Raw genomic sequence first — 24,078 nt, forward strand, 5'->3', positions numbered from 1 at the left:
TTATGCAGTCGCGCCGCCTACATCGATTAAGTCGTTTTCGCCGTAACAAACGCCGACTGCGCGAGCGTCTGCGTCAACGCATTTTCTTCAGAGACAGGGTGCCAGAAGAGATGGATAAACCAAGAGTCGTGGTTCTGACCGGTGCCGGAATTTCAGCCGAGTCGGGGATCCGCACCTTCCGTGCGGCGGATGGCTTATGGGAAGAGCATCGGGTTGAAGATGTGGCAACGCCCGAAGGCTTCGCCCGCGATCCGGCGCTGGTGCAGGCGTTTTACAACGCCCGGCGTCGGCAGCTCCAGCAGGCTGAAATTGTCCCTAACGCCGCGCATCATGCGCTGGCTAAGCTTGAAGAGGCGCTCGGCGATCGCTTTCTGCTGGTCACGCAGAATATTGATAATCTGCATGAGCGCGCGGGTAATAAACATATCGTGCATATGCACGGCGAACTGCTGAAAGTCCGCTGCTCATGGAGCGGGCAGGTGCTGGAGTGGACCGGTGACGTCACGCCAGAGGATAAATGCCACTGCTGCCAGTTTCCCGCACCGCTGCGCCCGCATGTGGTATGGTTCGGCGAAATGCCGCTCGGTATGGATGAAATCTACAGCGCGCTGGCAATGGCGGATGTCTTTATCGCCATCGGCACCTCCGGGCACGTTTACCCGGCGGCAGGCTTTGTCCATGAGGCCCGCTTACACGGCGCGCATACGGTGGAGCTGAATCTCGAACCCAGCCAGGTTGGTAGCGAATTTGAAGAGAAGCATTACGGGCTGGCGAGTGAAGTGGTGCCGGAGTTTGTGGAGAAAATGCTGAAAGGTTTGTAAGGCACTTTCCAGGCGGAGCAGGCTGCTCCGCCTGTCTGCTGTTAGCGTCCCGCTTTCAGCTTCTGATAATACTGCTCATAAATCGCGCTGGCGTCGCCAACATCGTTCTGCCACTCGCCCTTGCTGATGGTTTCAGCGTCAGGATAAAGCGACTTATCGTTTGCGACTTCCGGGCTAAGCAGCTTGCGTGCGGCAAGGTTAGGCGTCGGGTAACCGATAGTTTCCGCGACCTCTTTTGCCACATCCGGGCGCAGCAGGAAGTTAATCAGCTTCAGCGCGCCTTCTTTATTTTTTGCGTTAGCCGGAATGGCGAGGCTGTCCATCCAGAAAATGCCGCCTTCTTTCGGCCAGACTACCTGCAACGGCGTACCCGCCTGACGGGCAACGTAGGCCGAACCGTTCCAGACCATCCCCAGGTTTACTTCGCCTTCCATATACGGGTTGGCCGGGTTATCCGAGTTGAATGCCGCAACGTTCGGCATCAGCTTTTGCAGCTCTTTATACGCCGCTTCGATCTCTTTGGGATCGGTGGTATTGCCCGAATAACCGAGCTTGCGCAGGGCGATCTGGAAGACTTCGCGTGCGTCGTCAGTCAGCAGCAGACTGCTTTTATATTCCGGTTTCCACAGATCGGCCCAGCTGGTGACGCTTTTCGGATCGATTTCATCGCTGTTAATACCGATCGCGGTTGCGCCCCAGATGTAGGGAATGGAGTAGTCATTATTCGGATCGAACGGTTTATTCAGCACTTCTGGATCGAGATTTTTGAAGTTGGTCAGCTGAGATTTGTCGATCTTCTGGATCATTCCTTCTTTACGCATTTTATCGACGAAATAGGTGGACGGGACCACCAGATCGTACGCGCCGTCTTTATAGGTTTTCAGCTTGGCGTACATGGTTTCATTCGACTCATAGGTCGAATAGATAACCTTGATCCCTGTCTCTTTGGTGAACTGCTCCAGCAGGCCCGGCGGCACATACTCGGTCCAGTTGTAGAAATACAGCGTTTTGCCGTCGTCGGCGTGGGCGGCGCTCATGCCGAAGGCCAGTGCGCCCGCGGCCAGCAGGTGGCGTGACCATTTAATCATCTTAACGTCCCCTTGTTTTATCACGTGCAATAAGCTGGCTGGCAATCACCATAACCAGCGACAAAACCAGTAAAATCGTCGCCAGCGCGTTCACTTCAGGTGACACGCCAACTTTGACCATCGAATAAATTTTCAGCGGCAGAATTTCATAGGCTGGGCCGGTAACAAACGACGATACCACCACGTCATCCATCGACAGGGTGAAGCTGAGCAGCCAACCAGCAGCTACCGCGGGCATCGCCAGCGGCAGAATGATTTTACGCAAGATCGTCATCTCGCTGGCACCCAGATCTTTCGCCGCTTCCAGCATCCGCACATCAAACCCTTTCAGGCGTGAATAGACCGTAACCACCACGAAGGGCAGGCAGAAAGTGATATGCGAAAAGAGCAGCGACCAGAATCCCAGTTCGATCCCCAGCATCATAAACAGCACCAGCAGGGAAATCGCCATCACAATATCCGGCGACATCATCACGACAAACAGCATCCCGCTGACGAAGGGCTTGCCACGAAAACGGTAGCGATAGAGCGCTACGGCGGTCAATGAGCCAATCAGCGTCGCCAGGGTTGCCGAAAATACCGCCATGGTCAGCGAATGCTGTGCCGCCTGTAACAGGCTGTCATTATTCACCAACAGGCTATACCATTTGGTAGTAAACCCCTGCCAGTTAATGCCGAAGCGCGAACTGTTAAAGGAGTTCACGATCAGAATAATGATCGGAATATATAAATAAGCATAGATGGCGGACATAAAACCGCCGCGCAGCAGTCGACCGATCATTCCAGCTCCACCTTCTTATTCAGCAGGCGTGAGGCACGCCAGTAAACCAGCAGCATCAGCCCCATCACCACCGTCAGGGTAATGCTGGTGGCTGAACCGAACGGCCAGTCGCGAATATTGAGGAACTGGCTCTTAATGACGTTGCCAATTAGCAGGTTTTTCGCGCCGCCCATCAGGTCTGAAACGTAAAACAGCCCCATCGCTGGCAGCATCACCAGCAGACAACCGGCAATAATGCCCGGCATGGTCAGCGGCAGAATAATACGCACGAAGGTTTGCATCTTGTTAGCGCCCAGATCTTTCGCTGCTTCCAGCAACGGTTTATCCAGCTTTTCAATGCTGGAGTACAGCGGCATCACCATAAACGGCAGCAGGATGTACACCAGGCCAATGATCACCGCGCTGGGGGTAAACATAATCCGAATGGGGGTTTCAATAACGCCCAGCCACAGCAAAAACTCGTTCAGATAGCCTTTGGTGCTGAGAAAAATCTTCAGGCCATAGATGCGGATCAGCGAATTGGTCCAGAAAGGAACAATCAGCAAAAAGAGCAGCAGCGGACGCACCTTTTGCGGCAGCCTCGCCAGGAACCAGGCAAACGGATAGCCCAGCGCGAGGCAAGCGACGGTGGCGATCAGCGCCATATTTAACGAGTGCAGCAGCACCTGGAAATAGAGCGGGTCCACCAGCCGGGCATAGTTATCCAGCGTAAAGACCAGCTTGACGAAATTGGCGTCGTCGCGGGTCAGGAAGCTGGTGCCGATGATCATCAGGTTGGGCAGAAAGACAAATAACACAAGCCAACCAACGATAGTGGCGATCACCACATTCTGGAATTTACTTGTGTTCTTCATCAGCCAGTACAACCTCCCAGCTCTCTACCCAGTTAATTGCCATTTTCTGATTCAGCGAGTGATCGAAATCCGGATCGTCTTCGTTAAAGAACTCGCTGACCAACACCATCTTGCCGTTTTCCAGCTCGACCACGGACTCCAGAGTCATGCCTTTATAGTTACGCTCGCGCACGTAACCCACCAGCCCTTCGGCCTCGCTGCCGTCGTTGATCTCTTCAACGCGCAGATCTTCCGGACGCAGCAGGACGTTCAGATTCTGTCCTTTTTCGACGGCAAAGTTAACGTCAATATTACATTCCCGGCCTTCAACGCTGGCACGCACGCGGCGTTCGTCGAGACGCTCGATTACCGTGGCACTGAATATATTGATTTCACCAATGAAACTGGCGACAAACAGGTTTTTCGGTTCTTCATAGATTTCGCGCGGCGTGCCGTCCTGCTCAATGCGCCCGTCGCGCATTACCACGATACGGTCTGACATGGTCAGAGCTTCTTCCTGATCGTGGGTGACAAAGACAAAGGTGATGCCCAGCTTGCGCTGAAGCGCTTTGAGTTCATTCTGCATCTGCTTGCGCAGCTTGTAATCCAGCGCGGAAAGCGATTCATCCAGTAACAGCAGGCGAGGTTTGTTGACCACCGCGCGGGCGATGGCGACGCGCTGCTGCTGCCCGCCGGAGAGCTGATGCGGTTTGCGCTGGGCAAATTCTTCGAGTTGCACCATATGCAGTGCTTCGGTGACGCGCGGAGTGATTTCAGCGGCAGGCGTTTTTTGCATCCGCAGGCCAAACGCCACGTTTTCAAAAACGGTCATATGCGGAAAAAGCGCGTAGCTTTGAAAGACGGTATTGACGTGACGGTTTTCTGCCGGAACATCGGTAATATCCAGATCTTCCAGACGGATGCGGCCGGTATCGACATTTTCCAGCCCGGCAATCAGGCGTAGAACGGTTGTTTTACCGCAGCCAGAGGGGCCAAGCAGCGTGAGGAATTCACCGTTGTTGATGGTCAGGTTAAAATCTGCGATAACCTTCTTACCGTCAAAACTTTTATTAATTCCCGCCAGTTGCACCAGTGGTGAAAGCGAACGCGGTTGTGTATTCAATTTATGACTCTGTCCCATGTAGACGCATCGGGAAGCTGACCGATACGGGGTTTGTGATTAACCACCTTTGGGTTCTGCACATGATTAAGGGCTGGCATTCTACGGCAAACCATTGAAATCGCCAATCCTTGATACGTAATGGTACGCTACCTTTATTACAAAGGCTGGCGTAACGAAAAATATTCTCGTTTGCCAGCCTAAAAGTGACCTGACGCAATATTTGTGTTTTCGTGCTTATTGATAATGTTGTCACAAAAAGTGAGGGTGACCGCATGGAAAAATTACTTGAGCGTTTTTTACAGTACGTTTCTCTGGATACGCAATCGAAGCCTGGCGTGCGTCAGGTGCCGAGTACCGAAGGACAATGGAAGCTGTTGCATTTGCTCAAAGCCCAGCTTGAGGAGATGGGGCTGGTTAACGTTACCCTTAGCGATAAAGGCACCGTGATGGGCACGCTGCCTGCCAACGTTGATGGCAATATCCCGGCAATCGGGTTTATCTCCCACGTTGACACGTCGCCAGATTTTAGCGGTAAAAATGTCAATCCGCAGATCATCGAAGGTTATCGCGGTGGAGATATCGCGTTAGGCATTGGTGACGAAGTATTGTCGCCAGTGATGTTCCCGGTGCTGCATCAGATGCTGGGCCAGACGCTGATTACCACCGACGGTAAAACGCTGCTCGGCGCGGATGACAAAGCGGGTGTGGCTGAGATCATGACCGCGCTGGCGGTGCTGAAGGGTAAAAATATTCCTCACGGCGATATCCGCGTGGCCTTTACGCCGGATGAAGAGGTCGGCAAAGGCGCGAAACATTTTGACGTCGAACAGTTCGGCGCGCAGTGGGCCTATACCGTTGACGGCGGCGGCGTGGGTGAACTGGAATTTGAAAACTTCAACGCGGCCTCGGTGACCATCAAAATCGTTGGCAATAACGTGCATCCCGGTACGGCAAAAGGGGTGATGGTCAACGCGCTATCACTGGCGTCGCGCATTCACGCAGAAGTGCCTGCCGAAGAAAGTCCTGAGCACACCGAGGGCTATGAAGGTTTTTATCATCTTACCAGCATTAAAGGCAGCGTTGATCGTGCTGAAATGCATTACATCGTGCGCGACTTTGACCGTAAGCAGTTTGAAGCCCGCAAGCGCAAGATGATGGAAATCGCCAAAAAAGTCGGCAAGGGGCTGCATCCAGATTGCTACATTGAGCTGATCATTGAAGACAGCTATTACAATATGCATGAAAAGGTGGCCGAACATCCGCATATCATTGAAATCGCGAAACAGGCGATGCTTGACTGCCATATTGAACCGGACATGAAACCGATTCGCGGCGGCACCGATGGCTCCCAGTTGTCCTTTATGGGATTACCGTGCCCGAACCTGTTCACCGGCGGCTATAACTATCACGGCAAACACGAGTTTGTATCGCTCGAAGGAATGGAAAAAGCGGTACAGGTGATTGTGCGCATTGCGGAATTAACGACAAAGCATAACGCTAACGTTGCTTGATCGGTTTATCGGGCTAGTGTTGGGGACGGCGGGCTGAATGCCTGATGGCGCTTTGCTTATCAGGCCTACGTTGGGCTGAGTGGTGTATAGGGTTTGTAGGCCGGGCAAGCTTGCGCCGCCCGGCATGTTGAGCACATTGCCTCGTTTATTCGTTCGTAGAGAAAGGAATCTCTCATGTCATTCTATCGTCGATACTATATTCAAGGCGGTACATGGTTTTTTACAGTAAACCTTCATGATCGTCGTAGTGATTTACTTACTCGCCATATCCACCATCTGCGTCAGGCTGTTAACCTGGTCAGGCATAAAAAACCTTTTACTATCAACGCTTGGGTTATTTTACCTGAACACATGCATTGTATCTGGTCGTTACCGGAAGATGACTGTGATTATTCGGGACGCTGGCGTGAAATTAAAAAAACCTTTACCAAATCGCTCAGGGAAGAACAGAGCATGGTACAGGTATGGCAACCTCGTTTTTGGGAACATGGTATCCGGGATGTAGAGGACTACCGTCGACATATTGATTATATCTACGTTAATCCACTTAAACATGGTCTGGTACAGCAAGTGAAAGACTGGCCGTATTCAACATTCCATCGAGATGTAAGAGAAGGGTTATACCCGGTAGACTGGGCTGGAGATATTACCGATTTTGCGACGGGCGAACCGCGTTTTTTTACCTGAATGTTCGGAGGGCTGAATGCCTGATGGCGCTGCGCTTATCAGGCCTACGGGGGCTGGGGGGGGGGAATGCCTGATGGCGCTGCGCTTATCAGGCCTGGAATAGATGAGTTGGCGAGGGCTGGGTTTTGTAGGCCGGGCAAGCTTGCGCCGCCCGGCATGTTTAAGGAAAGAGGTTAAGCCTTAATCCTCAAAGAACCAATTAAGAAAAGAGGCTGAGCCTTAATCCTCGAAGAACCAATATCCACTATTAACCAGCGCCGCCAGCATCGCGAGGAAAGAGGGGTCTTCCAGCGCGTCGCCAAAATGTTCGCCGCTTAGCACGATGTGGCTGGAGAGGGCTTCGAGTGCCGGACGGTGAGGGGAGTCGATTTTCTCACTGTTAGCAAATACCTCGTCGCCAATACGCAGCACGCGCAGGCCGCCAAGGCGTACCAGTTTATCTCCCTGCTTCAGCGCATCGTAAATTTCATCCGGCTGATAAGGCGGCTCCGGCGGGGCAATATCCAGCTCGTGACGCGCCTGGGTGATAAACTCGCCAAACCACTGGCTGAAATGCTCCGGCTGATTAATCAGATCCAGCATCATGCCGCGCAGCTTATCCAGTTCCTGCGGCAAAATATCCGCCGGATGGTCGCGTGACGGGATATCCGGATCGCTGTAGCGGTAACTGCCCAGTTCGCGTTGCAGAACATAATCGGCAAAGCCGCTGATCAGCTCCCGCGCGTTTGGCGCATGGAACCCCACCGAGTAATTCATCGAGTTTTCCAGCGAGTAACCCTCATGCGGGAATCCTGGTGGAATATACAGAATATCGCCGGGTTCCAGCTCCTCGTCGATAATCGCTTCGAATGGATCGACCTGGAGCAGGTCAGGATGCGGGCAGTGTTGCTTCATTGGCACTTTCTCGCCAACACGCCAGCGGCGACGTCCGGTGCCCTGAATAATAAACACATCATACTGATCGAGATGCGGACCCACGCCGCCGCCCGGTACGGAAAAGGAGATCATCAGATCGTCCACGCGCCAGTCAGGAAGGGCACGGAAAGGTCGCATCAGCGCTGCAGTTGGTTCATGCCACTGATTGACGGCCTGCACCAGCAGCGACCAGTCATTCTCACCCAGATGATCGTAGCTTTCAAAAGGGCCGTGGCTGAGCTGCCATTTACCATCCTGATGGCTTACCAGACGGCTGTCGACTTCGTTTTCCATCGCCAGACCGGCCAGCTCGTCGGGAGATATAGGATCCACAAAATTGGCGAAACCCCGTTTCAGCACCACCGGGCGTTTTTGCCAGTAGCGTTCAATGAAATCGGGCCAGTTTAATGCTAATTGATAGTCCATAATAGTTTCCCGCAGGCTCGTAACTGAAGCGATTATAACGGATGGCGGGCAGTTACGATGCAGGAGAAAAAAAGAAAAACCCGGGCGTTAACCGTTTTGATTACCGGGATGCTGTCGGCCAAAGATAATTTCCATTCGCGCGCCGCCGAGCAGACTCTCGTCAGTGACAATCTTACCATCGTATTGTTCAACGATTTCCCGTGCCACAGAAAGCCCCACGCCCTGACCCGGTCGAAGGGTATCAATGCGCTGTCCGCGATCAAACACCAGTTCGCGTTTGCTTTGCGGAATGCCGGGACCATCATCTTCGATCATAATGTGCAGGTTGTCGTCTGTCTGGCGAGCGGAGATTTCCACAAACTCAAGGCAGTATTTACAGGCGTTATCCAGCACGTTGCCACAGACTTCCATAAAATCGTTTTTTTCACCGACGAAACTGATTTCCGGCGAGATATCCAGCGAAATACTGACGCCTTTGCGTTGATAAACTTTATTCATCGCGGAGGTCAGATTATCCAGCAGCGACGCTACCGGATGCAGTTCGCGACTCAGCATAATATTGCCACCGCGCATACTGGCACGATGCAAAAAATAGCCAATTTGCTGTGAGATGCGGCTGATTTGATCCAGCATCACCGGCTCAGCGTCGGCAACGCTGATTTTTTCGCTGCGCAAGGATCGCAGCGTACTTTGCAGTACGGCGAGCGGCGTTTTTAAACTGTGTGTGAGATCGGTGAGGGTAGTGCGATATTTTTCGTTACGCTCACGCTCCGTTTTCAGCAAGCGGTTAAGGTTGCGCACCAGATGGGTAAGTTCACGCGTGGTCTCAGGATTTAGCGCCTCGCGGTGGTGTTCCTCAAGTTCGCGGACTTCTTTCGCCAGCGCCTCCAGCGGGCGTAAACTCCACCATGCCGCGACCCAGAGCAGGGGGATCACCAGCAGCAAGTTGGCAATAAGCACATAGAAGAACCAGTTCCAGACCATATAAGAGCTTTTCAGCTCAATCGGGATGGTGTCGATGATGACAATGGTTAAGCGTGGCATTCTGGCGGTTGCCGGATAGATATTGACTGCCACAGAGTGCGTCATTTCATCGTCAGGATCGGCTTCGCGGCGCATCTCCTCAAGTTTTTCTTCCACGTCACGATCGTCACGCAGCAGGCTGCTACTGAAATCCACGTCCGTTTCGATTTCCTGAAATCCGTTGCTTTTTAGCCAGTCCGGGTGGATGCGCTGGATAAGCCAGGGAACGTCGCGCTGCGCCCAGAGCAATGTGCCGTGATCGTCATAAATAAGTGCGATAGACGGGCTTTGCTGCGCCAGATTTTCCGGCAGGTCAATGCTTAGCTTGCCGTTCTCCCACCTGGCGAGGGTATAAAATAAGTTGCTCTCCCCGCGCAGCAGGCGATAGGTAGTTTTATCAAAACTCACGCTATAGCCGACCAGCGCCACCATGCCATAGGCCAGAGACAGAATTAATACGATGGCCGCCGTGGCCAGCAGAAAGCGGATCCGCAGAGAAAGCGGCAAAAAATGCCGTAGCAGACGGTTCATGCCGGCAGTTCGAAACGGTAGCCCTGGCCGCGCACGGTGGTGATAACCTCATGCGGATAGCGGGTCTGAATTTTTTTGCGCAGTCGCCCCATCAGCACATCAATGGTATGGCTTTCACGCAGCTCTGCATCCGGATAAAGCTGAAGCATTAATGCATCTTTACTGACCACTTTACCGTGGTTGCGGATCAGCGTTTCCATAATCGTGTATTCAAAAGCGGTCAGCTTGATGGTTTCGTCGCTGACGGAGAGTTCACGGCGGGAGAGATCGACCTGGAAAGGCGGCAGAGAAATCACCTGCGAGGCCAGCCCGCTATTGCGCCGTAACAGCGCCTGCATTCTCGCGGCCACTTCTTCGATATGAAAAGGCTTGGTGACGTAGTCATCCGCGCCCGCGCTTAAGACTTCGACTTTATCCTGCCAGCCTTCACGGGCGGTCAGCACCAGTAGCGGGAGGGAGACGCCGTGGCTGCGCCAGCGGCGGATTAGCGACAGACCGTCTTCATCCGGCAATCCTAAATCGACAATCGCAATGTCAGGAACATGCTCACCAAGATAATAATCCGCTTCGCGGGCATCTTCAGCGGCATCGACCTGATGGCCCATCTCCTGAAGCTGGACTTTAAGATGATGACGCAGCAGGGGATTATCTTCTACAACGAGTACGCGCATAACTCTTTCCTCACATAACGATCGGCAACAGTGTAGCGCAAAGAGATAAATAGTGGTTCAACCAGCCGGTAATAACGCCCTCTCTCCTGACAGAAAGAGGGCGTGGCAGGAAATTACTTCAGTTCATCCACCATGGTGATGGCACGACCAATATAATTGGCAGGAGTCATGGCTTTCAGGCGGGTTTTCTCTTCTTCCGGCAGCGCAAGACCGTCGATAAACTGTTTCATACCTTCCGCATCGACGCGTTTACCACGCGTCAGCTCTTTCAGTTTCTCATACGGTTTTTCAATGCCGTAACGGCGCATCACGGTCTGGATCGGCTCGGCCAGTACTTCCCAATTGTGATCCAGTTCGTCCAGCAGACGATCGCGGTTCACTTCCAGTTTGCTGACGCCTTTCAGGGTGGATTGATAGGCGATCAGCGCATAACCCACGCCAACCCCAAGGTTGCGCAGTACGGTGGAGTCGGTCAGATCGCGCTGCCAGCGGGAGACCGGCAGTTTGCTCGCCAGATGCTGCAAGACCGCGTTGGAGAGGCCCAGGTTGCCTTCGGAGTTCTCGAAATCAATCGGGTTCACTTTGTGCGGCATGGTGGAGGAACCGATTTCACCGGCGATGGTTTTCTGTTTGAAGTGGTTAAGCGCCACGTAACCCCAGACGTCACGATCGAAATCGATCAGGATAGTGTTGAAGCGCGCGATGCAATCAAACAGTTCGGCAATATAGTCGTGCGGTTCGATCTGTGTGGTGTACGGGTTCCACTGAATACCCAGCGAAGTGACAAACTCCTCGCTGAACTGATGCCAGTCTACTTCCGGGTAGGCCGCAATATGGGCGTTATAGTTGCCCACCGCACCGTTGATTTTGCCAAGGATCTCGACCTGGCTAAGTTGACGATATTGACGCTCCATACGGTACGCGACGTTAGCCATCTCTTTACCCAGCGTAGACGGCGTAGCCGGTTGACCGTGGGTACGGGAGAGCAGGGGAATATCGCGATACTGCACGGCAAGATCTTTTACCGCATCAATCAGCTTGCGCCAGTAAGGCAGGATCACCTCATCGCGGGCGGCTTTCAGCATTAGCGCGTGGGAGAGGTTGTTGATGTCTTCGGAAGTACAGGCGAAGTGAATAAACTCGGAAACCGCATGCAGCTCAGGCACGCTGGCGACTTTTTCTTTGAGGAAATATTCAACCGCTTTTACATCGTGATTTGTGGTGCGTTCAATCGTTTTGATGCGTGCTGCGTCTTCTTCAGTAAAGTCGGCAACGATTTTATCAAGGTAACCGTTTGCGTCGGCAGCAAATGAAGGAACTTCCTTAATCGCTGCGTGCGCGGCCAGTTTTTGCAGCCAGCGTACCTCGACCTGGACGCGGAATTTCAGCAAACCGTATTCGCTGAAAATGCCGCGCAGCGCGCTGACTTTATCGCCATAGCGTCCATCGACGGGGGAAACGGCGGTCAGTGAGGATAATTCCATAGATCACAACTCCGGAGTTAAATGAGCAAGAATGTGTTTGGCCTGAGTTAGCAGGCGCTGACGAGAAAACATGAGTTGCAGGCGGCTACCGCCAACCTGGTGCCAGAGCACAGCGGCACGAATACCGGCCAGTAGCGAGGCGCGAACTTTGGCCTGCACCTGTGCGCTTTGCAGTACGGCAGGAGAGCCAGTCACCTGGATGCGTGGCCCCAACGGGCTAATGACGTCGACATAGATGCCCGCCATCGCGCTCAGCAAGGTCTCAGACTGAAGATCGAAATGGTCGAGCTGGCGCTGTAAACCAGAAATGCTGCTGCCAAGCGTATCCATTGCGCCTTTGGCTTTGGCGAGCTTACGCTCAAGCACCATCAGGCTAAGGGTATAACGAGTGAGTTCAGCGTTCAGGCCCTGACGGCTGCTAGCGTTCAGCACACCGAGCAGCGTTTCAAGACCGAGACGGAGGTTGGCTTCGCTGCCACCGAAAACTCCCAGCGTTGAGTCCGGGTTGAGGTCGATGATGCTGTTCAGCGAAACGTGCAGGGCGTCGCTATCGCAGTGGCCCTGATGGGCCAGTTGTTGCACCAGACGTGCGGACTGGCAGATGCCTGCCAGCGCCAGGGTGATGTCATAATAGTTCTTCGCCACACTCACTCCTTGTTAATCCTGCGTATCCACGATCCGCAGGTAAACATAATCAAAGACGCTTTTATAGCGGCAGCGGCAGGCGCTGCTCAATAATACCGCCGCCGAGGCACACTTCGCCGCTGTAGAAGACCGCAGACTGGCCCGGCGTGACGGCCGCGACCGGCTCATCGAAATGAACCTCAATGCGCTCGTTATCCAGCGCCGTCACCGTACAGGCAATATCACTCTGACGATAGCGGGTTTTCACCGTACAGCGCAGAGTCCCAGTGAACGGCTGACGGTCGACCCAGTGCAGTTGCTGGGCAATCAGCCCGACGGACATCAGACGCGGATGGTCATGCCCCTGCGCCACGATGAGAATATTGTTCTCAACGTCTTTATCCACCACGTACCACGGATCTTCGCTACCCTCTTTGGTCCCGCCAATCCCCAGCCCTTTACGCTGGCCGAGGGTGTGGTACATCAGCCCCTGATGCTGACCAATTTCTTCGCCATCGACGGTAAGGATTTTACCCGGCTGGGCGGGCAGATAGCGACCGAGAAACTCGCGGAATTTACGCTCACCGATAAAGCAGATACCGGTGGAGTCTTTTTTCTTCGCGGTGATCAGATCCAGCTCTTCCGCAATCTTACGCACCTGCGGTTTTTCCAGTTCGCCCACCGGGAACAGGCTCTGGGCGATTTGTTCATGGCCGAGGGTATACAGGAAGTAGCTTTGATCTTTATTGCCGTCCAGACCGCGCAGCAGGCGGCTTTTGCCGTTAACGTCCGCACGACGCACGTAATGACCGGTCGCGATATAATCCGCGCCCAGATCTTCGGCGGCAAATTCAAGGAAGGCTTTAAATTTGATCTCTTTGTTGCACAGAATATCCGGGTTCGGCGTGCGGCCCGCTTTATACTCTTCGAGGAAATGCTCGAAGACGTTATCCCAGTATTCTGCGGCAAAGTTAACGGTGTGCAGTTCAATGCCGAGCTTGTCGCAGACTGCCTGCGCGTCGGCTAAATCGGCCGCAGCGGTGCAATATTCCTCGCCGTCGTCTTCTTCCCAGTTCTTCATGAACAGGCCTTCTACCTTATAGCCCTGTTGCAGGAGCAAATAAGCAGAAACGGAAGAGTCGACACCGCCGGACATACCGACGATCACTTTTTTCGGGCTTTCAGACATAGGAATACTCACGACATTGAACTTCAAGGCGGCGTATTTTAGCACGCCCCCCCTGACTTGACACCCTCTGTAAACGGCCAGTTAAATTCGCCGATCAGCGCCAGCGGGTATTTCTGTCCGTTTTGCCAGCAGCGAATACTCTCCGCTACCAGCGGCGAACGCAGGTTCGCCGCGTTAAGGATCTCATCGGCGCTGACCCACAGACAACGGTCGATATCGCTGTCGTGCGGCTCTCCAGGGCACATTTCGTTAAGTTCAATGGCAAACAGGAAGCGCAGAAATGGCGTCTTATCCGGGGCGATCCATTGATGCAGGCGGATAAAATGCTGCGGTTCTGCCACGATACCCGTTTCCTCCCACAGCTCGCGCTTTGCCGCCTGCACCAGCGTTTCATCCGCTTCCAGATGGCCTGCGGGCTGGTTCCACAATACTTTGCCGTTAATGGTCTCTTCAACGACGAGAAATTTGTCCTCTGCATGCACGATGCAGGCGACGGTGACGTGCGGTTTAAACATGAGATTGCCTTATGATGTTCTGACTTTTTCCTTTGTTAAACCACAGGACAAAGTCGTTGTAGAGCTCTCTTGCCGAAGAGATAACAGTAGCAAATTGTCGATCGATTTCCTGTACCTGATTTTTTTCACAGCGTAAATCGTAGTCGCAGTCTTCAAGCGCGTTTAACATGCCGTAGTAGTAGCTACAATCGTAACGGCCTTCCTGGTATGCATCTGAATATCGTCCCGCCAGTTTGAGAAAGGTCTCCCATGAGATCTGGCATTGTTGGTAGCGTAAAAACAGACAGGCAATATAAAAATCAACTGACGCTTCGAACTGGATAAAAGGTTCTGACCAGACATATTTGCCGATAATAGTGAGCGCATCTGGCGTGTCGGTCACGGTGGCTAATTCTAATATCCATCCCGGAGGAGTGGCTTCATCCAGGATGACGTTGTCACAGAACGGGATATAGTGGTCATGGCAAATAAGTCCGGATTGCAACATCAGATAAAGTCGCTCAGCCGCTGGTTTGTTAAGCAATAGAAGATAATCTGGCTGAGACATTATGGATCCCTCTCGTCAAAGCCGTCGGGCGAATCAAAAGCAGGGATTTTACCGTTTACTTTATCAATTCACAGCCTATTTTCGATTTCCCGCCATTCACCGCTGGCAAGATTATCCAGCGTATAATCACCCATCGCGTAGCGGATCAGACGCAGCGTGGGATAGCCGACGTGGGCCGTCATCCGGCGCACCTGACGGTTGCGCCCTTCATAGAGCGTCACTTTTAGCCAGCTTGTCGGGATCGACTTCCGCTCGCGGATCGGCGGTTTGCGCAGCCACAGCCAGTCAGGCTCCGCCACTACCTCGATGCCCGCGGGCAGGGTGGGGCCGTCATTGAGCGTAACGCCAGCACGCAACGCTGCCAGCGCCTCTTCTGAAGGTACGCCCTCAACCTGAACATAATAGATTTTACCGGTGCGCTTACCCGGCTGGGTCAATTGCGCCTGTAACGCACCGTCGTTCGTCAGGACCAGCAGACCTTCACTATCCCGATCCAGACGCCCGGCGGCATATACCCCGGCGACCGGGATAAAATCTTTTAAGGTGCTGCGTCCGGCCTCATCGGTGAACTGCGGCAGCACATCATAGGGTTTATTGAACACAATGACCCGCTGCGGCTGGTCTTTACGTTCATTCCTGGTGGCTCGTTGTGAGCTGAATTTGTTAATGCGCTGATACGTCGATTTTTTGTGCATATGTTCCCCGGTCAGTGCCGTAGCTGCATAAAGCGATACCAGGCGTGGCAGAGAGCGTATTCTTTCAGAAATCTTCTTTCTTCGAAAGGCGCGTTTAACTTGTAGGATCCTGTGGCCTTCACAATGAATTTCAGGCCTCATAATGCTGAACAGATGCAGGTAAACTTTCAACATAAAGAGAGTGAGATGAATCGCTGGAGGACACTGTCAGCCTTTGCGGGGAAACAGTTGCTTACGTTTTAGTCCGGGGGTAAAATAAATTCTTAAGAAAGTTTTATATGTTATCTTTTTGCGGTTTATGGATGATTTGTTAAAAAGGATGCCTTAATATGACAATAAAAAGTTTTTATTTTTCCCAACCGGCTGATATGAGAATTGAAGGGGTGGGCATACATGCCAGCTACTCTATTGATATCGTTATCAAAGATGAAAATTCATCAAACGGTAAAAATGTTTACATATCTGCTACTGGTAAAAGCAATGCAGCAAGAGCGGCAGGTACTGGAAGCCTTTTATTTTGGTGTAAAGTGAGAGATCTACTCAGTAATAAAATATATTCTCTTGAGAGAAAAAAAGGGGAAGGTTTTGCTGTGGGTTTCGATGATTTTGTCATTGGATCAACAATGTTTCACATACCCTATAACTCTTCATCAGCACCCAAAATAGAGTTAGAGGCAGGTTATTTATATGATGCAGGTTATGCAGGGACAGTTATACCATTTCCCAGGAGCCTAAAGAGAGTCATAGCTTTAACGCAATTCAACAGGAGATGAGTTGGTGACTATACAAAAAATTATCGGCGCTGCATTGCTCTTCATGGGAATGGCAAATGCCTGTGCGGAAGAGGTATATGCTGATATCCCGACAAAACAGGCTTCGGAGTTGGTCACGAAGTACACACTTGCTGACACGAAAGAGAAGAAAGTTGTACAGGATAAATTAAATTGTCTTTCAAAACACAATCCCAACAATAATAACGTAATACGAGCATATTCAAGTATTTTAATTTCTGAGGGGGATTATAGTGAAGCTGTCAGTTTACTTAATAGATACAATGCCAAAAATAATGATTCATCCTTAAAATTACAAGAGTGCATGCTGAAAGAACGTACAGGAGAGCATGATACATTATGTTATAAACACGTTATTTCACTTGTAGAAGGTAAAGGTATTAAAGATACTGACTATTTAATGGCTTTATTTTTCACAGATGATAAGCGATTCACTAAAGAAAAAGAAGGTTATATCGCCCGGACTGGTTTTGAACGGGATCTCGATATATTTAATAAAAGTAAAAGTGAAGTTCTACAAATATTTTATCCAAATTAGAAATAACGGTTTCTCAATAGTTTTGCAACACCCCTTGCTTTTTATCACGTAATATTATCCAGATTTTTATGGATAGGAGCCTTTTTTAGCCACATGTGAATACCATTCAGATTACGCAAATTGCGCAGCTTATCTCTCCGTTAGCAGGTCATCTCGCTACAGCACGGCCTGATGCGTAACCACCCTTCCTGGCTTTATTTCAGGCTTTAGCAATCAGAGCTTGAAAGGCTGAAACGATACACCTGATATGAGAATGGAAAAAGCCTGTCAGGTGATAGTGCAGGAAGTTTGCAGGATTATTATAATCTATTGATTTTTTAGTTCTTTTATCACATTGTAGACAAACGTTAAGCATTATCTAAAGAAGTTTTACGCATAGTATTTTCAGACGTTATCAATTGTCGCATTATAGCGTAATGATGAATGCCTTTCATGGAACCAAACTATCAGGTAGTATTGATGGGCTTATTACAAATCATTAACAAAAATCAGTAACAACCAGAAGCGCTCGAAGGAGAGGTGAATGGAAAGCAAAGTAGTTGTTCCGGCGGAAGGTAGTAAAATCACCCTGCAAAACGGCAAGCTGAACGTTCCGAATAACCCGATTATCCCCTTCATTGAAGGTGATGGTATCGGTGTTGACGTCACGCCGGCGATGCTGAAAGTGGTCGATGCCGCCGTGGAAAAAGCCTATAAAGGCGAGCGTAAGATCTCCTGGATGGAGATTTATACCGGTGAAAAATCGACCCACGTTTATGGCCAGGACGTCTGGCTGCCCCCTGAAACACTTGATCTGATCCGTGAATACCGTGTGGCCATTAAAGGCCCTCTGACTACCCCGGTTGGCGGTGGTATTCGCTCTCTGAACGTGGCGCTACGTCAGGAACTGGACCTTTATGTCTGCCTGCGACCGGTGCGTTATTACCAGGGCACGCCAAGCCCGGTTAAACACCCTGAACTGACCGATATGGTTATCTTCCGTGAAAACTCCGAAGATATCTACGCCGGGATCGAATGGAAAGCCGACTCTGCCGACGCGGAAAAAGTCATTAAATTCCTGCGTGAAGAGATGGGCGTGAAAAAAATTCGCTTCCCGGAACATTGCGGCATTGGTATCAAACCGTGCTCTGAGGAAGGGACCAAACGTCTGGTGCGTGCGGCGATTGAATACGCTATCACTAACGATCGCGATTCCCTTACCCTGGTACACAAAGGCAATATCATGAAGTTCACCGAAGGCGCGTTCAAAGACTGGGGCTACCAGCTTGCGCGTGACGAGTTTGGCGGCGAACTGATTGACGGTGGCCCGTGGCTGAAAATCAAAAATCCGAAAACCGGTAAAGATATCATCGTTAAAGACGTGATTGCCGATGCATTCCTCCAGCAGATCCTGCTGCGTCCGGCAGAATATGATGTTATCGCCTGTATGAACCTCAACGGTGACTACATCTCTGACGCCCTGGCGGCCCAGGTTGGCGGTATCGGTATTGCACCAGGCGCAAACATTGGTGACGAATGCGCGCTGTTCGAAGCCACGCACGGTACGGCACCGAAATATGCCGGTCAGGATAAAGTGAACCCGGGTTCAATCATTCTGTCCGCTGAGATGATGCTGCGTCATATGGAATGGTTCGAAGCGGCAGACCTGATCGTTAAAGGCACCGAAGGCGCTATCGCGGCTAAAACCGTGACCTATGACTTCGAGCGTCTGATGGAAGGCGCTAAGCTGCTGAAATGTTCAGAGTTTGGTGATGCAATCATCAAGAATATGTAATTTCTGATGGTGTAAACAAAACGGGAGCCTGAATGCTCCCGTTTTTTTATTCATTTTTTAACGATTATCAAACTGCTTACTCTCAGAAGTGAAGCGAGCCGATGATCACGCTGTCTAGTCCTGTGGCGAGCTATCAATATACTGGCTAAAACGCAGCAAGTAACCATCAGGATCCTGAACCAGAAATTCTCTTTGGCAGAACCGACGGTCCTCGGTGCTATAGAAGTTATCATTCGGTTCGCGATAGAGTTGAATATTATTTTCCCTGAGGCGTGTAAATAGGGGAGTGATATCATCGACTTCAATTTGAAAATTTACTCCGCGGCCCAGTGGATAGCTGAGTTCACCGGTATCCCAACTGCCAGGATGATAAGCCTCAAGCATCAGTTGTGCTTCGCCTGAACAGAGGTACGCGAAGTCCGGATTGTCGCGTCGGATAAGGACCGTGAAGCCAAGCATATCAACATAAAAACTCAGCGAGCGAGCAACGTCAGAAACGGTTAATTCAGGAACCATCGGGTTCCAGTATTGCTCTTGCGTATCCATCATCTTTGGTTCCCCTTGTTTTTGCAGAACGAGCGTTATATCGCAGAGAATGCTTGTCTCTGCAAAAATAGTTCATTTACACAAAAAAGCTGTTCAAGACTTCCTTGTGTAGCGTAAAAGGGGTGTTTCCCCGGCTATTACGGTAGATCCGTTTATGCAGATTGACGCTCCGGTATTTGACGTGAGGCCTTATTGCTTGCCAGTTGCACCGGTGATCTCACGACCAGACTTGGCAGCGCCAGTTCAACATCTTTCTCAAGCAACTGCTCAATAATACGAATATTGATTTCCTGCTGGATATCCATGTACTTATTGTAATCAGCGGTGTTTACGATATGCACGACTTCAAAGGTCAGGCGATCCTGATTAAAGGCCAGCAGATGCGCGCGGTCGAATTTCGTTTCGCCGACCTCTGTGATGATATTTTTCACCATATCGCCAATGGTGCGCAGCTTTTCCGGTGGGGTAGAGGTGGCAACGCCAAAGGTAAAAACAATACGTCGCGTCTGCATCCGTTTGTAGTTATGAATGGTTTGCTGCAGCAACTGCGCATTTGCACAGACAATCTGCTCACCGCTGAGGCTACGAATACGTGTAGTTTTTAGCCCAATATGCTCTATCGTACCTGCAACGTCATTAAAGACCACAAAATCGCCGATTTCAAAAGGCTTATCAAACCCAATCGACAGCGAGGCAAACACATCGCTTAATACGGTCTGAACCGCCAGCGCGATGGCAATCCCGCCCACTCCCAGACTTGCTACCAGCGCGGTAATATCAACTCCCGCATTCGCCAGAATAGAGAGCAGCATCATGGACCACACCAGCACCCGCATGATCATACCCAGGATCACCAGTGTAACTGGATTTTTATTGGTCCCTGGCGCATAGAGCAAATGCCGCATCCACGACTGCACGCTTTGATCGAGCCAGATAGCCATCTGTATTGCCACGACTAAAAACCAGGCGTGGGAGATAGTAGAAAACAACCGATCCGGTAAGGCAATAAAACGCAAGCTGAAGAGAAAAGCAGCAAACAGGATGAGTGCTTTATTGGTTTTTTTCAGCATATCAAAAACGATATATCGCAGGCGCTCATCATGGCCTTCATGCTTGTTAGAGTTCTGAAAGGTTTTATAGACAAAGCCGAGTAATCGATTGATCACCCAGTAGGTTATTGCGGTTATAAAAAATACTAACGCGAGATTTATCCAGAAAGCAGTGGACATCAGCACCGTCACGATATTCAGTCTTGCCAGATACTCCATTTTACCTCCGAAAGAACTAAAGTGAATCCACAGTATAGACCGCATGCTGTAGCACATGCCGACGATTGCTTTCAACGCAGCATCCGGAGGTTTGAATCTGGCCAATAATAGCGTTTAGCGTGAAGTCGTGGTTGCCGTTATTGAAAACCATTTTTGCAACGCGGCCTGTCCCTTCAGCGTCACCGACAGCTCACGGTAACCTGGCGTCCGGCGTAGCCACTCTTTTTCAATCATCAACCGTAGCAGCGAGGCGCCTGCCTCGCCGGCAAGATGAAAACGCCTCCGCCCTCCAGACCTGTGCCGTTCTGGCCTAAGGTTTTTCCTAAAGCGGCGAGCGAGCCTGGCGCATTGCTGAGCACGACATGAATATCATACATTTCTAATGTTCCCTGTATCGACGGAGTAATCCCGCAGTACACCAGCGATGCGGATACGGTAAAAGGAGAAAATGGCGTTTTTTCCTTCTGCCTGAGCGGCCTGATGATGGCTATTTTGTTTCCACCACAGAACAGATTCTTCATTTTCCCACCATGACAGAGACAATATTTTGTCAGGTGTGGACAGGCTTTGAAAACGCTCAAGCGAGATAAATCCCGGCATGGTTGCCAGCAGCGGCCTGAGTTCTGCGGCAAGCTCCAGATATCGCTGTTGTGCATCGGGTAACGTAGTGGCTTCAAACAGGACTGCTATCATACAATGACTCCCTCGTTAATGTTCCAGCGCATCTTAGAACAGTGAAAAAGGGATGCTTCGGTCATCAACGAAACAAGGTATCCTGACGACCGTCTCCGCCTGCTAATCGTCTCCCGGCGCTTGCTATATCCCTTTCTTTGTCCAGACTTATCACATCTATGATGAAAAAAATGAGGTGAGATATGCATCAGGACGCCCTGAAATGTATTGAGTTATGCTACAAGTGCGCGGCGATGTGTGATTTCTGCGCCGCGTCTTGTCTGAAGGAAGAAAACCCTGGCATGATGACCGACTGCATTCGACTTGCCGTGCAGTGTGCGGGTATTTGTCGGCTGTCAGCCCAGTTTATGAGTCTCGATAGCGACTATTTTAAGCAGACGTGTCGTATCTGCGTGGATATTTGTAAAGCCTGCGCAGAGGAGTGTGCCAAGCATCAGAGCGATCACTGCCAGCGCTGCGCTAAAATATGCCGAAACTGCGCCAATGCCTGTCTGCGGATGGTGGCATAATTTTTAAGTTATTTATGGTCAAGCGGGGTTACTGGAATAAATTGAACGGTCATGACCAGTTACCCCGGAAAAAAGTCGGCGTTTTTTTTAAAATAGACTAGCGAGGCAGGAATGTGGGCCCGCCACTTAATAGCGTAAATAAATCTTGTGTTAATGTTCGAATCATGCGTAAATGGAGTGTGGGTTTGATACACAGACAACCTTTTGAGTAGTTTACTAAAGCAGTTCTCATCAAAGATATCCTCTCTTGAGTCTCCATCTGAAGCTTCGATTCGCATCTGTATTCAAACCATGAATGCCATAAGGCGCTTATGTAAGGAAATAATTTTGAAAATACAATTCAGATGCCCGGCTTGTCACGGGTCGCAGTACAGAACGTCACCCTACGATGTGACGGAAAAAAATCGCTTCGGTGCAAAATGCATATTTTGTAAATCTGCGATGGTAGCAGGCGATGACGTTAGTCATCTGGCCATCAGCAGCGTACCGAAACTGGCGGAGTATCGCCGTTAGCAGTTGAACCGGACGTGCCTTACGCGTGTCCGGTTAATGCCTGAATCCGCTCAGTCTGATTTCGCGCCGTAAGGGCATAGCGTAAACATGCACTCTTTATAACGATGGCAAACAGTTATTGTCGGATCGTCATTGCCTGGGCATGAGATCCTGTTTTTAAATGTTTGCCATAGCGCGTTTGAGTAATGGAAGGTATGAATAATCGCTATTGACGTTCTCCTTCCATTCACAATTACACCAAAAGGGCTATGGGTGAGAATATTACCTGTACGAAGAAAGTAGCTTCCTTTATACCATAGTATTAGCTTCATGTTTTTTACAGCAGAGGCGATAGCAAATCCAGTCCCGGTAACGGGGCAAACGAGGGTTTGATCAATTTCCCAATCCATTAACTGAAAACTCCTTGTCAACGCGTTTTAATTCACTTTCATTATCTTCCCATAACTTAAATATAACAATAGAATCAGATAAGTCTAATAGGATTAATTAACTATGACAAAAAGGAGGTAATATGCCTTTTCTTTTCGATTATTTACGTTATTGCTTGATTAATACACAAGGCTACAGGCTCTGTTTTATGAGTTGAGAGAGCCTGTATTTATTACTTATCCTGAAAACGTATTTCGCATTACCACCAGCCAAGCTGAGTGCCCGCAACGGCGACAATCGCTACAATCAGCATAATAATCGTTGTTTTTTTCATCACATTAGTCCTGTTAATTCACCGGTGCAGAGAAACATGGTGTCTGAAAAGACATTTTCTTGTTACAGGCACAGTAAAGCACGGTTGGGTAAAATTTGATATATTCGGCTTATCAGAATGGCGTCATGCAAAAAAAAGCCCCGTAGCGAGCAGCGGGGCGAAAAACTCAATTACGGAATGATTTGCTCTCTGGTCATGAAAAGAGCATCTCTACACTAAACGAAAAATGCCCGTGGAAAATGAAGAAATCATGAAGATCAACTTCAGGTTTCCGGGAGCGATACAAGGAGAGACGATGAAACGACTTAGCCTGTTGTTACCGCTGGTGCTGGTGGGCTGTGCCAGCGAGCAAAACCCATCTCCTGAAGTCGGACTGGCAAATCCGGCGGCAGTATGGTGTCTGAAACAAGGCGGGACGCGGGAGCCGGTGCAGAGTCCTCAGGGCGTGCGTACTGAATGCCGCCTCAGCGATGGACAGACTATCGATGAGTGGGAGCTGTGGCGACGCGATCATCCCTCAACGCATTAAGCCAGTTCGCCAGAATCAGCGCATGATTCTGGCGGATGTTTTTTGCGGCATAAAGCAGGGTGAGATTCTTCAACCGTCATTCGGGGCGGGATCATCGTATACGCGTTGACACTGGATCATACTCCTCCTCCGTTTTCTCCATCCATGCGATGAGCGCCGGGATCTGCCGTTCAGAAAAAACGGCGATCCCATGTTCACGCAGCAGCGCAGCGGCGACGCCCATACCTGCTTTGCGGATACCGCTGAAGCTGCCGTCATAGATAAACTGGCTGCCGCAGGTCGGGCTGCCGTCGGTCAGCAGCGCTGCACCGCAGTATTGTTCCATCGCCGTTTGCAGCGCCAGCCAGGCGGCCAACTGATAATGGGCGGTCACATCCCGACCATCATTTTCAATAATCCGCGCACGATGGCCCATCACATCCGCGCCATCGGCAGAGACAATTTCTGCTGGCCGGCGGGGAGTGGATAGCCCGGCAGCCAGTTCCGGGCAGTGGATGACGACCCGTCCTTCGCGCTGCCAGCGGGCGAGTCGTGTCGTCAGGTTAGCTTTTTCGCTGCCATTGTAGCGAACGGTAAATCCCATCAAACAGGCGCTCACCAGTAACTTATTTTTCATTCCGTATCCGGCAATGTCATATATGACCTCAAGAGTAGTACATCCCATGCGCACAATACAGCGCTACGGCCCGCCGCCGACCGCCTGAATTAAGGTATTGTCTTTAAGTGAAAAGATCGCTAATGTGAGGTTCC

28 protein-coding genes and 1 pseudogene are annotated in these 24,078 nt (G+C 50.8%); 9 read left to right on the plus strand and 20 right to left on the minus strand.

Annotation, left to right across the window (positions count from 1 at the left end):
* The first annotated feature begins 2 nt into the window (after positions 1-2).
* Entirely contained in the window at positions 3-821 is an 819-nt protein-coding gene (gene cobB / locus ACMGGS_RS16125) for a Sir2 family NAD+-dependent deacetylase (protein ID WP_176917232.1), read from the plus strand.
* A gap of 41 nt (positions 822-862) precedes the next feature.
* On the opposite strand, the gene potD is transcribed toward cobB, so the two are convergent.
* From potD to potA, 4 genes are read right to left on the minus strand one after another with little or no spacing between them, the layout of a single operon-like run.
* Positions 863-1,909 carry a spermidine/putrescine ABC transporter substrate-binding protein PotD gene (gene potD, locus ACMGGS_RS16130; protein WP_414163464.1) on the minus strand — a complete coding sequence of 349 codons (1,047 nt, stop codon included), beginning with the start codon at positions 1,907-1,909 and terminating at the stop codon, positions 863-865.
* Position 1,910: 1 nt separating this feature from the next.
* Positions 1,911-2,690, minus strand: coding sequence for a spermidine/putrescine ABC transporter permease PotC (gene potC, locus ACMGGS_RS16135; protein WP_176917230.1), 780 nt, complete (start codon positions 2,688-2,690; stop codon positions 1,911-1,913).
* The gene (gene potB, locus ACMGGS_RS16140; protein WP_194205770.1) at positions 2,687-3,544 is read right to left on the minus strand and encodes a spermidine/putrescine ABC transporter permease PotB; all 858 of its coding nucleotides are present in this window, start codon (positions 3,542-3,544) and stop codon (positions 2,687-2,689) included. Before potB ends, potC begins: the two co-directional genes overlap by 4 nt.
* On the minus strand, positions 3,528-4,664 hold the full coding sequence (gene potA / locus ACMGGS_RS16145; RefSeq protein WP_176918262.1) for a spermidine/putrescine ABC transporter ATP-binding protein PotA: 1,137 nt from the start codon (positions 4,662-4,664) through the stop codon (positions 3,528-3,530). Before potA ends, potB begins: the two co-directional genes overlap by 17 nt.
* Before the next feature lie 254 nt (positions 4,665-4,918).
* Here potA and pepT point away from each other — a divergent pair, with 254 nt between their 5' ends.
* Positions 4,919-6,157, plus strand: coding sequence for a peptidase T (gene pepT / locus ACMGGS_RS16150; protein ID WP_414163465.1), 1,239 nt, complete (start codon positions 4,919-4,921; stop codon positions 6,155-6,157).
* Positions 6,158-6,331: 174 nt separating this feature from the next.
* A complete protein-coding gene (locus tag ACMGGS_RS16155) occupies positions 6,332-6,844 on the plus strand; it encodes an REP-associated tyrosine transposase (RefSeq protein ID WP_414163466.1) in 513 nt (170 codons plus the stop codon).
* Between the two features lie 219 nt (positions 6,845-7,063).
* Here the strand turns inward: ACMGGS_RS16155 and ACMGGS_RS16160 are convergent, their stop codons facing one another.
* From ACMGGS_RS16160 to rluE, 9 genes are all read right to left on the minus strand, one after another.
* A complete protein-coding gene (locus ACMGGS_RS16160) occupies positions 7,064-8,185 on the minus strand; it encodes a JmjC domain-containing protein (RefSeq protein WP_414163467.1) in 1,122 nt (373 codons plus the stop codon).
* An 87-nt stretch (positions 8,186-8,272) separates the two neighbouring features.
* Positions 8,273-9,739, minus strand: a complete 1,467-nt coding sequence (phoQ, locus tag ACMGGS_RS16165; protein WP_414163468.1) for a two-component system sensor histidine kinase PhoQ — start codon at positions 9,737-9,739, stop codon at positions 8,273-8,275.
* Positions 9,736-10,410 (minus strand): two-component system response regulator PhoP, encoded by a 675-nt coding sequence (gene phoP, locus ACMGGS_RS16170; RefSeq protein WP_194205774.1) that lies wholly within the window; start codon positions 10,408-10,410, stop codon positions 9,736-9,738. Before phoP ends, phoQ begins: the two co-directional genes overlap by 4 nt.
* Before the next feature lie 113 nt (positions 10,411-10,523).
* Positions 10,524-11,894 carry an adenylosuccinate lyase gene (purB, locus tag ACMGGS_RS16175; protein WP_414163469.1) on the minus strand — a complete coding sequence of 457 codons (1,371 nt, stop codon included), beginning with the start codon at positions 11,892-11,894 and terminating at the stop codon, positions 10,524-10,526.
* A 3-nt stretch (positions 11,895-11,897) separates the two neighbouring features.
* Positions 11,898-12,539, minus strand: a complete 642-nt coding sequence (gene hflD, locus ACMGGS_RS16180) for a high frequency lysogenization protein HflD (RefSeq protein ID WP_414163470.1) — start codon at positions 12,537-12,539, stop codon at positions 11,898-11,900.
* Positions 12,540-12,600: 61 nt separating this feature from the next.
* Positions 12,601-13,707: a tRNA 2-thiouridine(34) synthase MnmA gene (gene mnmA / locus ACMGGS_RS16185; protein ID WP_414163471.1), complete on the minus strand. Its 1,107-nt coding sequence runs from the start codon at positions 13,705-13,707 to the stop codon at positions 12,601-12,603.
* A 38-nt stretch (positions 13,708-13,745) separates the two neighbouring features.
* A complete protein-coding gene (locus tag ACMGGS_RS16190) occupies positions 13,746-14,222 on the minus strand; it encodes an NUDIX hydrolase (RefSeq protein WP_414163472.1) in 477 nt (158 codons plus the stop codon).
* Entirely contained in the window at positions 14,215-14,769 is a 555-nt protein-coding gene (locus tag ACMGGS_RS16195) for a hypothetical protein (RefSeq protein ID WP_414163473.1), read from the minus strand. Before ACMGGS_RS16195 ends, ACMGGS_RS16190 begins: the two co-directional genes overlap by 8 nt.
* A gap of 68 nt (positions 14,770-14,837) precedes the next feature.
* Positions 14,838-15,464, minus strand: a complete 627-nt coding sequence (rluE, locus tag ACMGGS_RS16200) for a 23S rRNA pseudouridine(2457) synthase RluE (RefSeq protein WP_414163474.1) — start codon at positions 15,462-15,464, stop codon at positions 14,838-14,840.
* A gap of 329 nt (positions 15,465-15,793) precedes the next feature.
* Between rluE and ACMGGS_RS16205 the strand changes: the two genes are divergently transcribed.
* From ACMGGS_RS16205 to icd, 3 genes are all read left to right on the plus strand, one after another.
* Positions 15,794-16,237 (plus strand): hypothetical protein, encoded by a 444-nt coding sequence (locus ACMGGS_RS16205; RefSeq protein ID WP_414163475.1) that lies wholly within the window; start codon positions 15,794-15,796, stop codon positions 16,235-16,237.
* 4 nt (positions 16,238-16,241) lie between these two features.
* Positions 16,242-16,793: a hypothetical protein gene (locus ACMGGS_RS16210; RefSeq protein WP_414163476.1), complete on the plus strand. Its 552-nt coding sequence runs from the start codon at positions 16,242-16,244 to the stop codon at positions 16,791-16,793.
* Positions 16,794-17,316: 523 nt separating this feature from the next.
* Entirely contained in the window at positions 17,317-18,567 is a 1,251-nt protein-coding gene (icd, locus tag ACMGGS_RS16215; protein WP_414163477.1) for an NADP-dependent isocitrate dehydrogenase, read from the plus strand.
* Between the two features lie 114 nt (positions 18,568-18,681).
* On the opposite strand, the gene ACMGGS_RS16220 is transcribed toward icd, so the two are convergent.
* The 4 genes and pseudogenes from ACMGGS_RS16220 to ACMGGS_RS16235 form a co-directional block, all read right to left on the minus strand.
* Positions 18,682-19,116: a bleomycin resistance protein gene (locus ACMGGS_RS16220; protein WP_414163478.1), complete on the minus strand. Its 435-nt coding sequence runs from the start codon at positions 19,114-19,116 to the stop codon at positions 18,682-18,684.
* Between the two features lie 149 nt (positions 19,117-19,265).
* Complete coding sequence (locus tag ACMGGS_RS16225) at positions 19,266-20,381, minus strand: mechanosensitive ion channel family protein (RefSeq protein WP_414163479.1); 1,116 nt, start codon at positions 20,379-20,381, stop codon at positions 19,266-19,268.
* Positions 20,382-20,644: 263 nt separating this feature from the next.
* Positions 20,645-20,758, minus strand: a pseudogene (locus ACMGGS_RS16230) (amino acid-binding protein); the annotation flags it as partial.
* Positions 20,751-21,074, minus strand: a complete 324-nt coding sequence (locus ACMGGS_RS16235) for an antibiotic biosynthesis monooxygenase family protein (RefSeq protein WP_414163480.1) — start codon at positions 21,072-21,074, stop codon at positions 20,751-20,753. The gene ACMGGS_RS16235 and the pseudogene ACMGGS_RS16230, both read right to left, overlap by 8 nt.
* 182 nt (positions 21,075-21,256) lie before the next feature.
* Between ACMGGS_RS16235 and ACMGGS_RS16240 the strand changes: the two genes are divergently transcribed.
* Both ACMGGS_RS16240 and ACMGGS_RS16245 read left to right on the plus strand, forming a co-directional pair.
* Entirely contained in the window at positions 21,257-21,583 is a 327-nt protein-coding gene (locus tag ACMGGS_RS16240; RefSeq protein ID WP_176918244.1) for a four-helix bundle copper-binding protein, read from the plus strand.
* Positions 21,584-21,904: 321 nt separating this feature from the next.
* Positions 21,905-22,096 (plus strand): cold-shock protein, encoded by a 192-nt coding sequence (locus ACMGGS_RS16245; protein ID WP_414166294.1) that lies wholly within the window; start codon positions 21,905-21,907, stop codon positions 22,094-22,096.
* A 50-nt stretch (positions 22,097-22,146) separates the two neighbouring features.
* Here ACMGGS_RS16245 and iraM read toward each other — a convergent pair whose 3' ends face one another.
* Positions 22,147-22,485, minus strand: a complete 339-nt coding sequence (gene iraM, locus ACMGGS_RS16250) for an anti-adapter protein IraM (protein WP_414163481.1) — start codon at positions 22,483-22,485, stop codon at positions 22,147-22,149.
* A 239-nt stretch (positions 22,486-22,724) separates the two neighbouring features.
* Positions 22,725-22,799: a protein YoaJ gene (gene yoaJ / locus ACMGGS_RS16255; protein ID WP_103677854.1), complete on the minus strand. Its 75-nt coding sequence runs from the start codon at positions 22,797-22,799 to the stop codon at positions 22,725-22,727.
* Between the two features lie 295 nt (positions 22,800-23,094).
* On the opposite strand from yoaJ, the gene ACMGGS_RS16260 reads away from it, so the two are divergent.
* Entirely contained in the window at positions 23,095-23,328 is a 234-nt protein-coding gene (locus tag ACMGGS_RS16260; RefSeq protein ID WP_414163482.1) for a DUF333 domain-containing protein, read from the plus strand.
* Positions 23,329-23,419: 91 nt separating this feature from the next.
* Here ACMGGS_RS16260 and ACMGGS_RS16265 read toward each other — a convergent pair whose 3' ends face one another.
* Positions 23,420-23,944: a DUF523 domain-containing protein gene (locus ACMGGS_RS16265; RefSeq protein WP_414163483.1), complete on the minus strand. Its 525-nt coding sequence runs from the start codon at positions 23,942-23,944 to the stop codon at positions 23,420-23,422.
* Positions 23,945-24,078: the final 134 nt, after the last annotated feature.

It is taken from the genome of Superficieibacter sp. BNK-5 (genome assembly GCF_047456055.1).
In the GTDB taxonomy this organism is placed as follows: Bacteria; Pseudomonadota; Gammaproteobacteria; order Enterobacterales; family Enterobacteriaceae; genus Superficieibacter.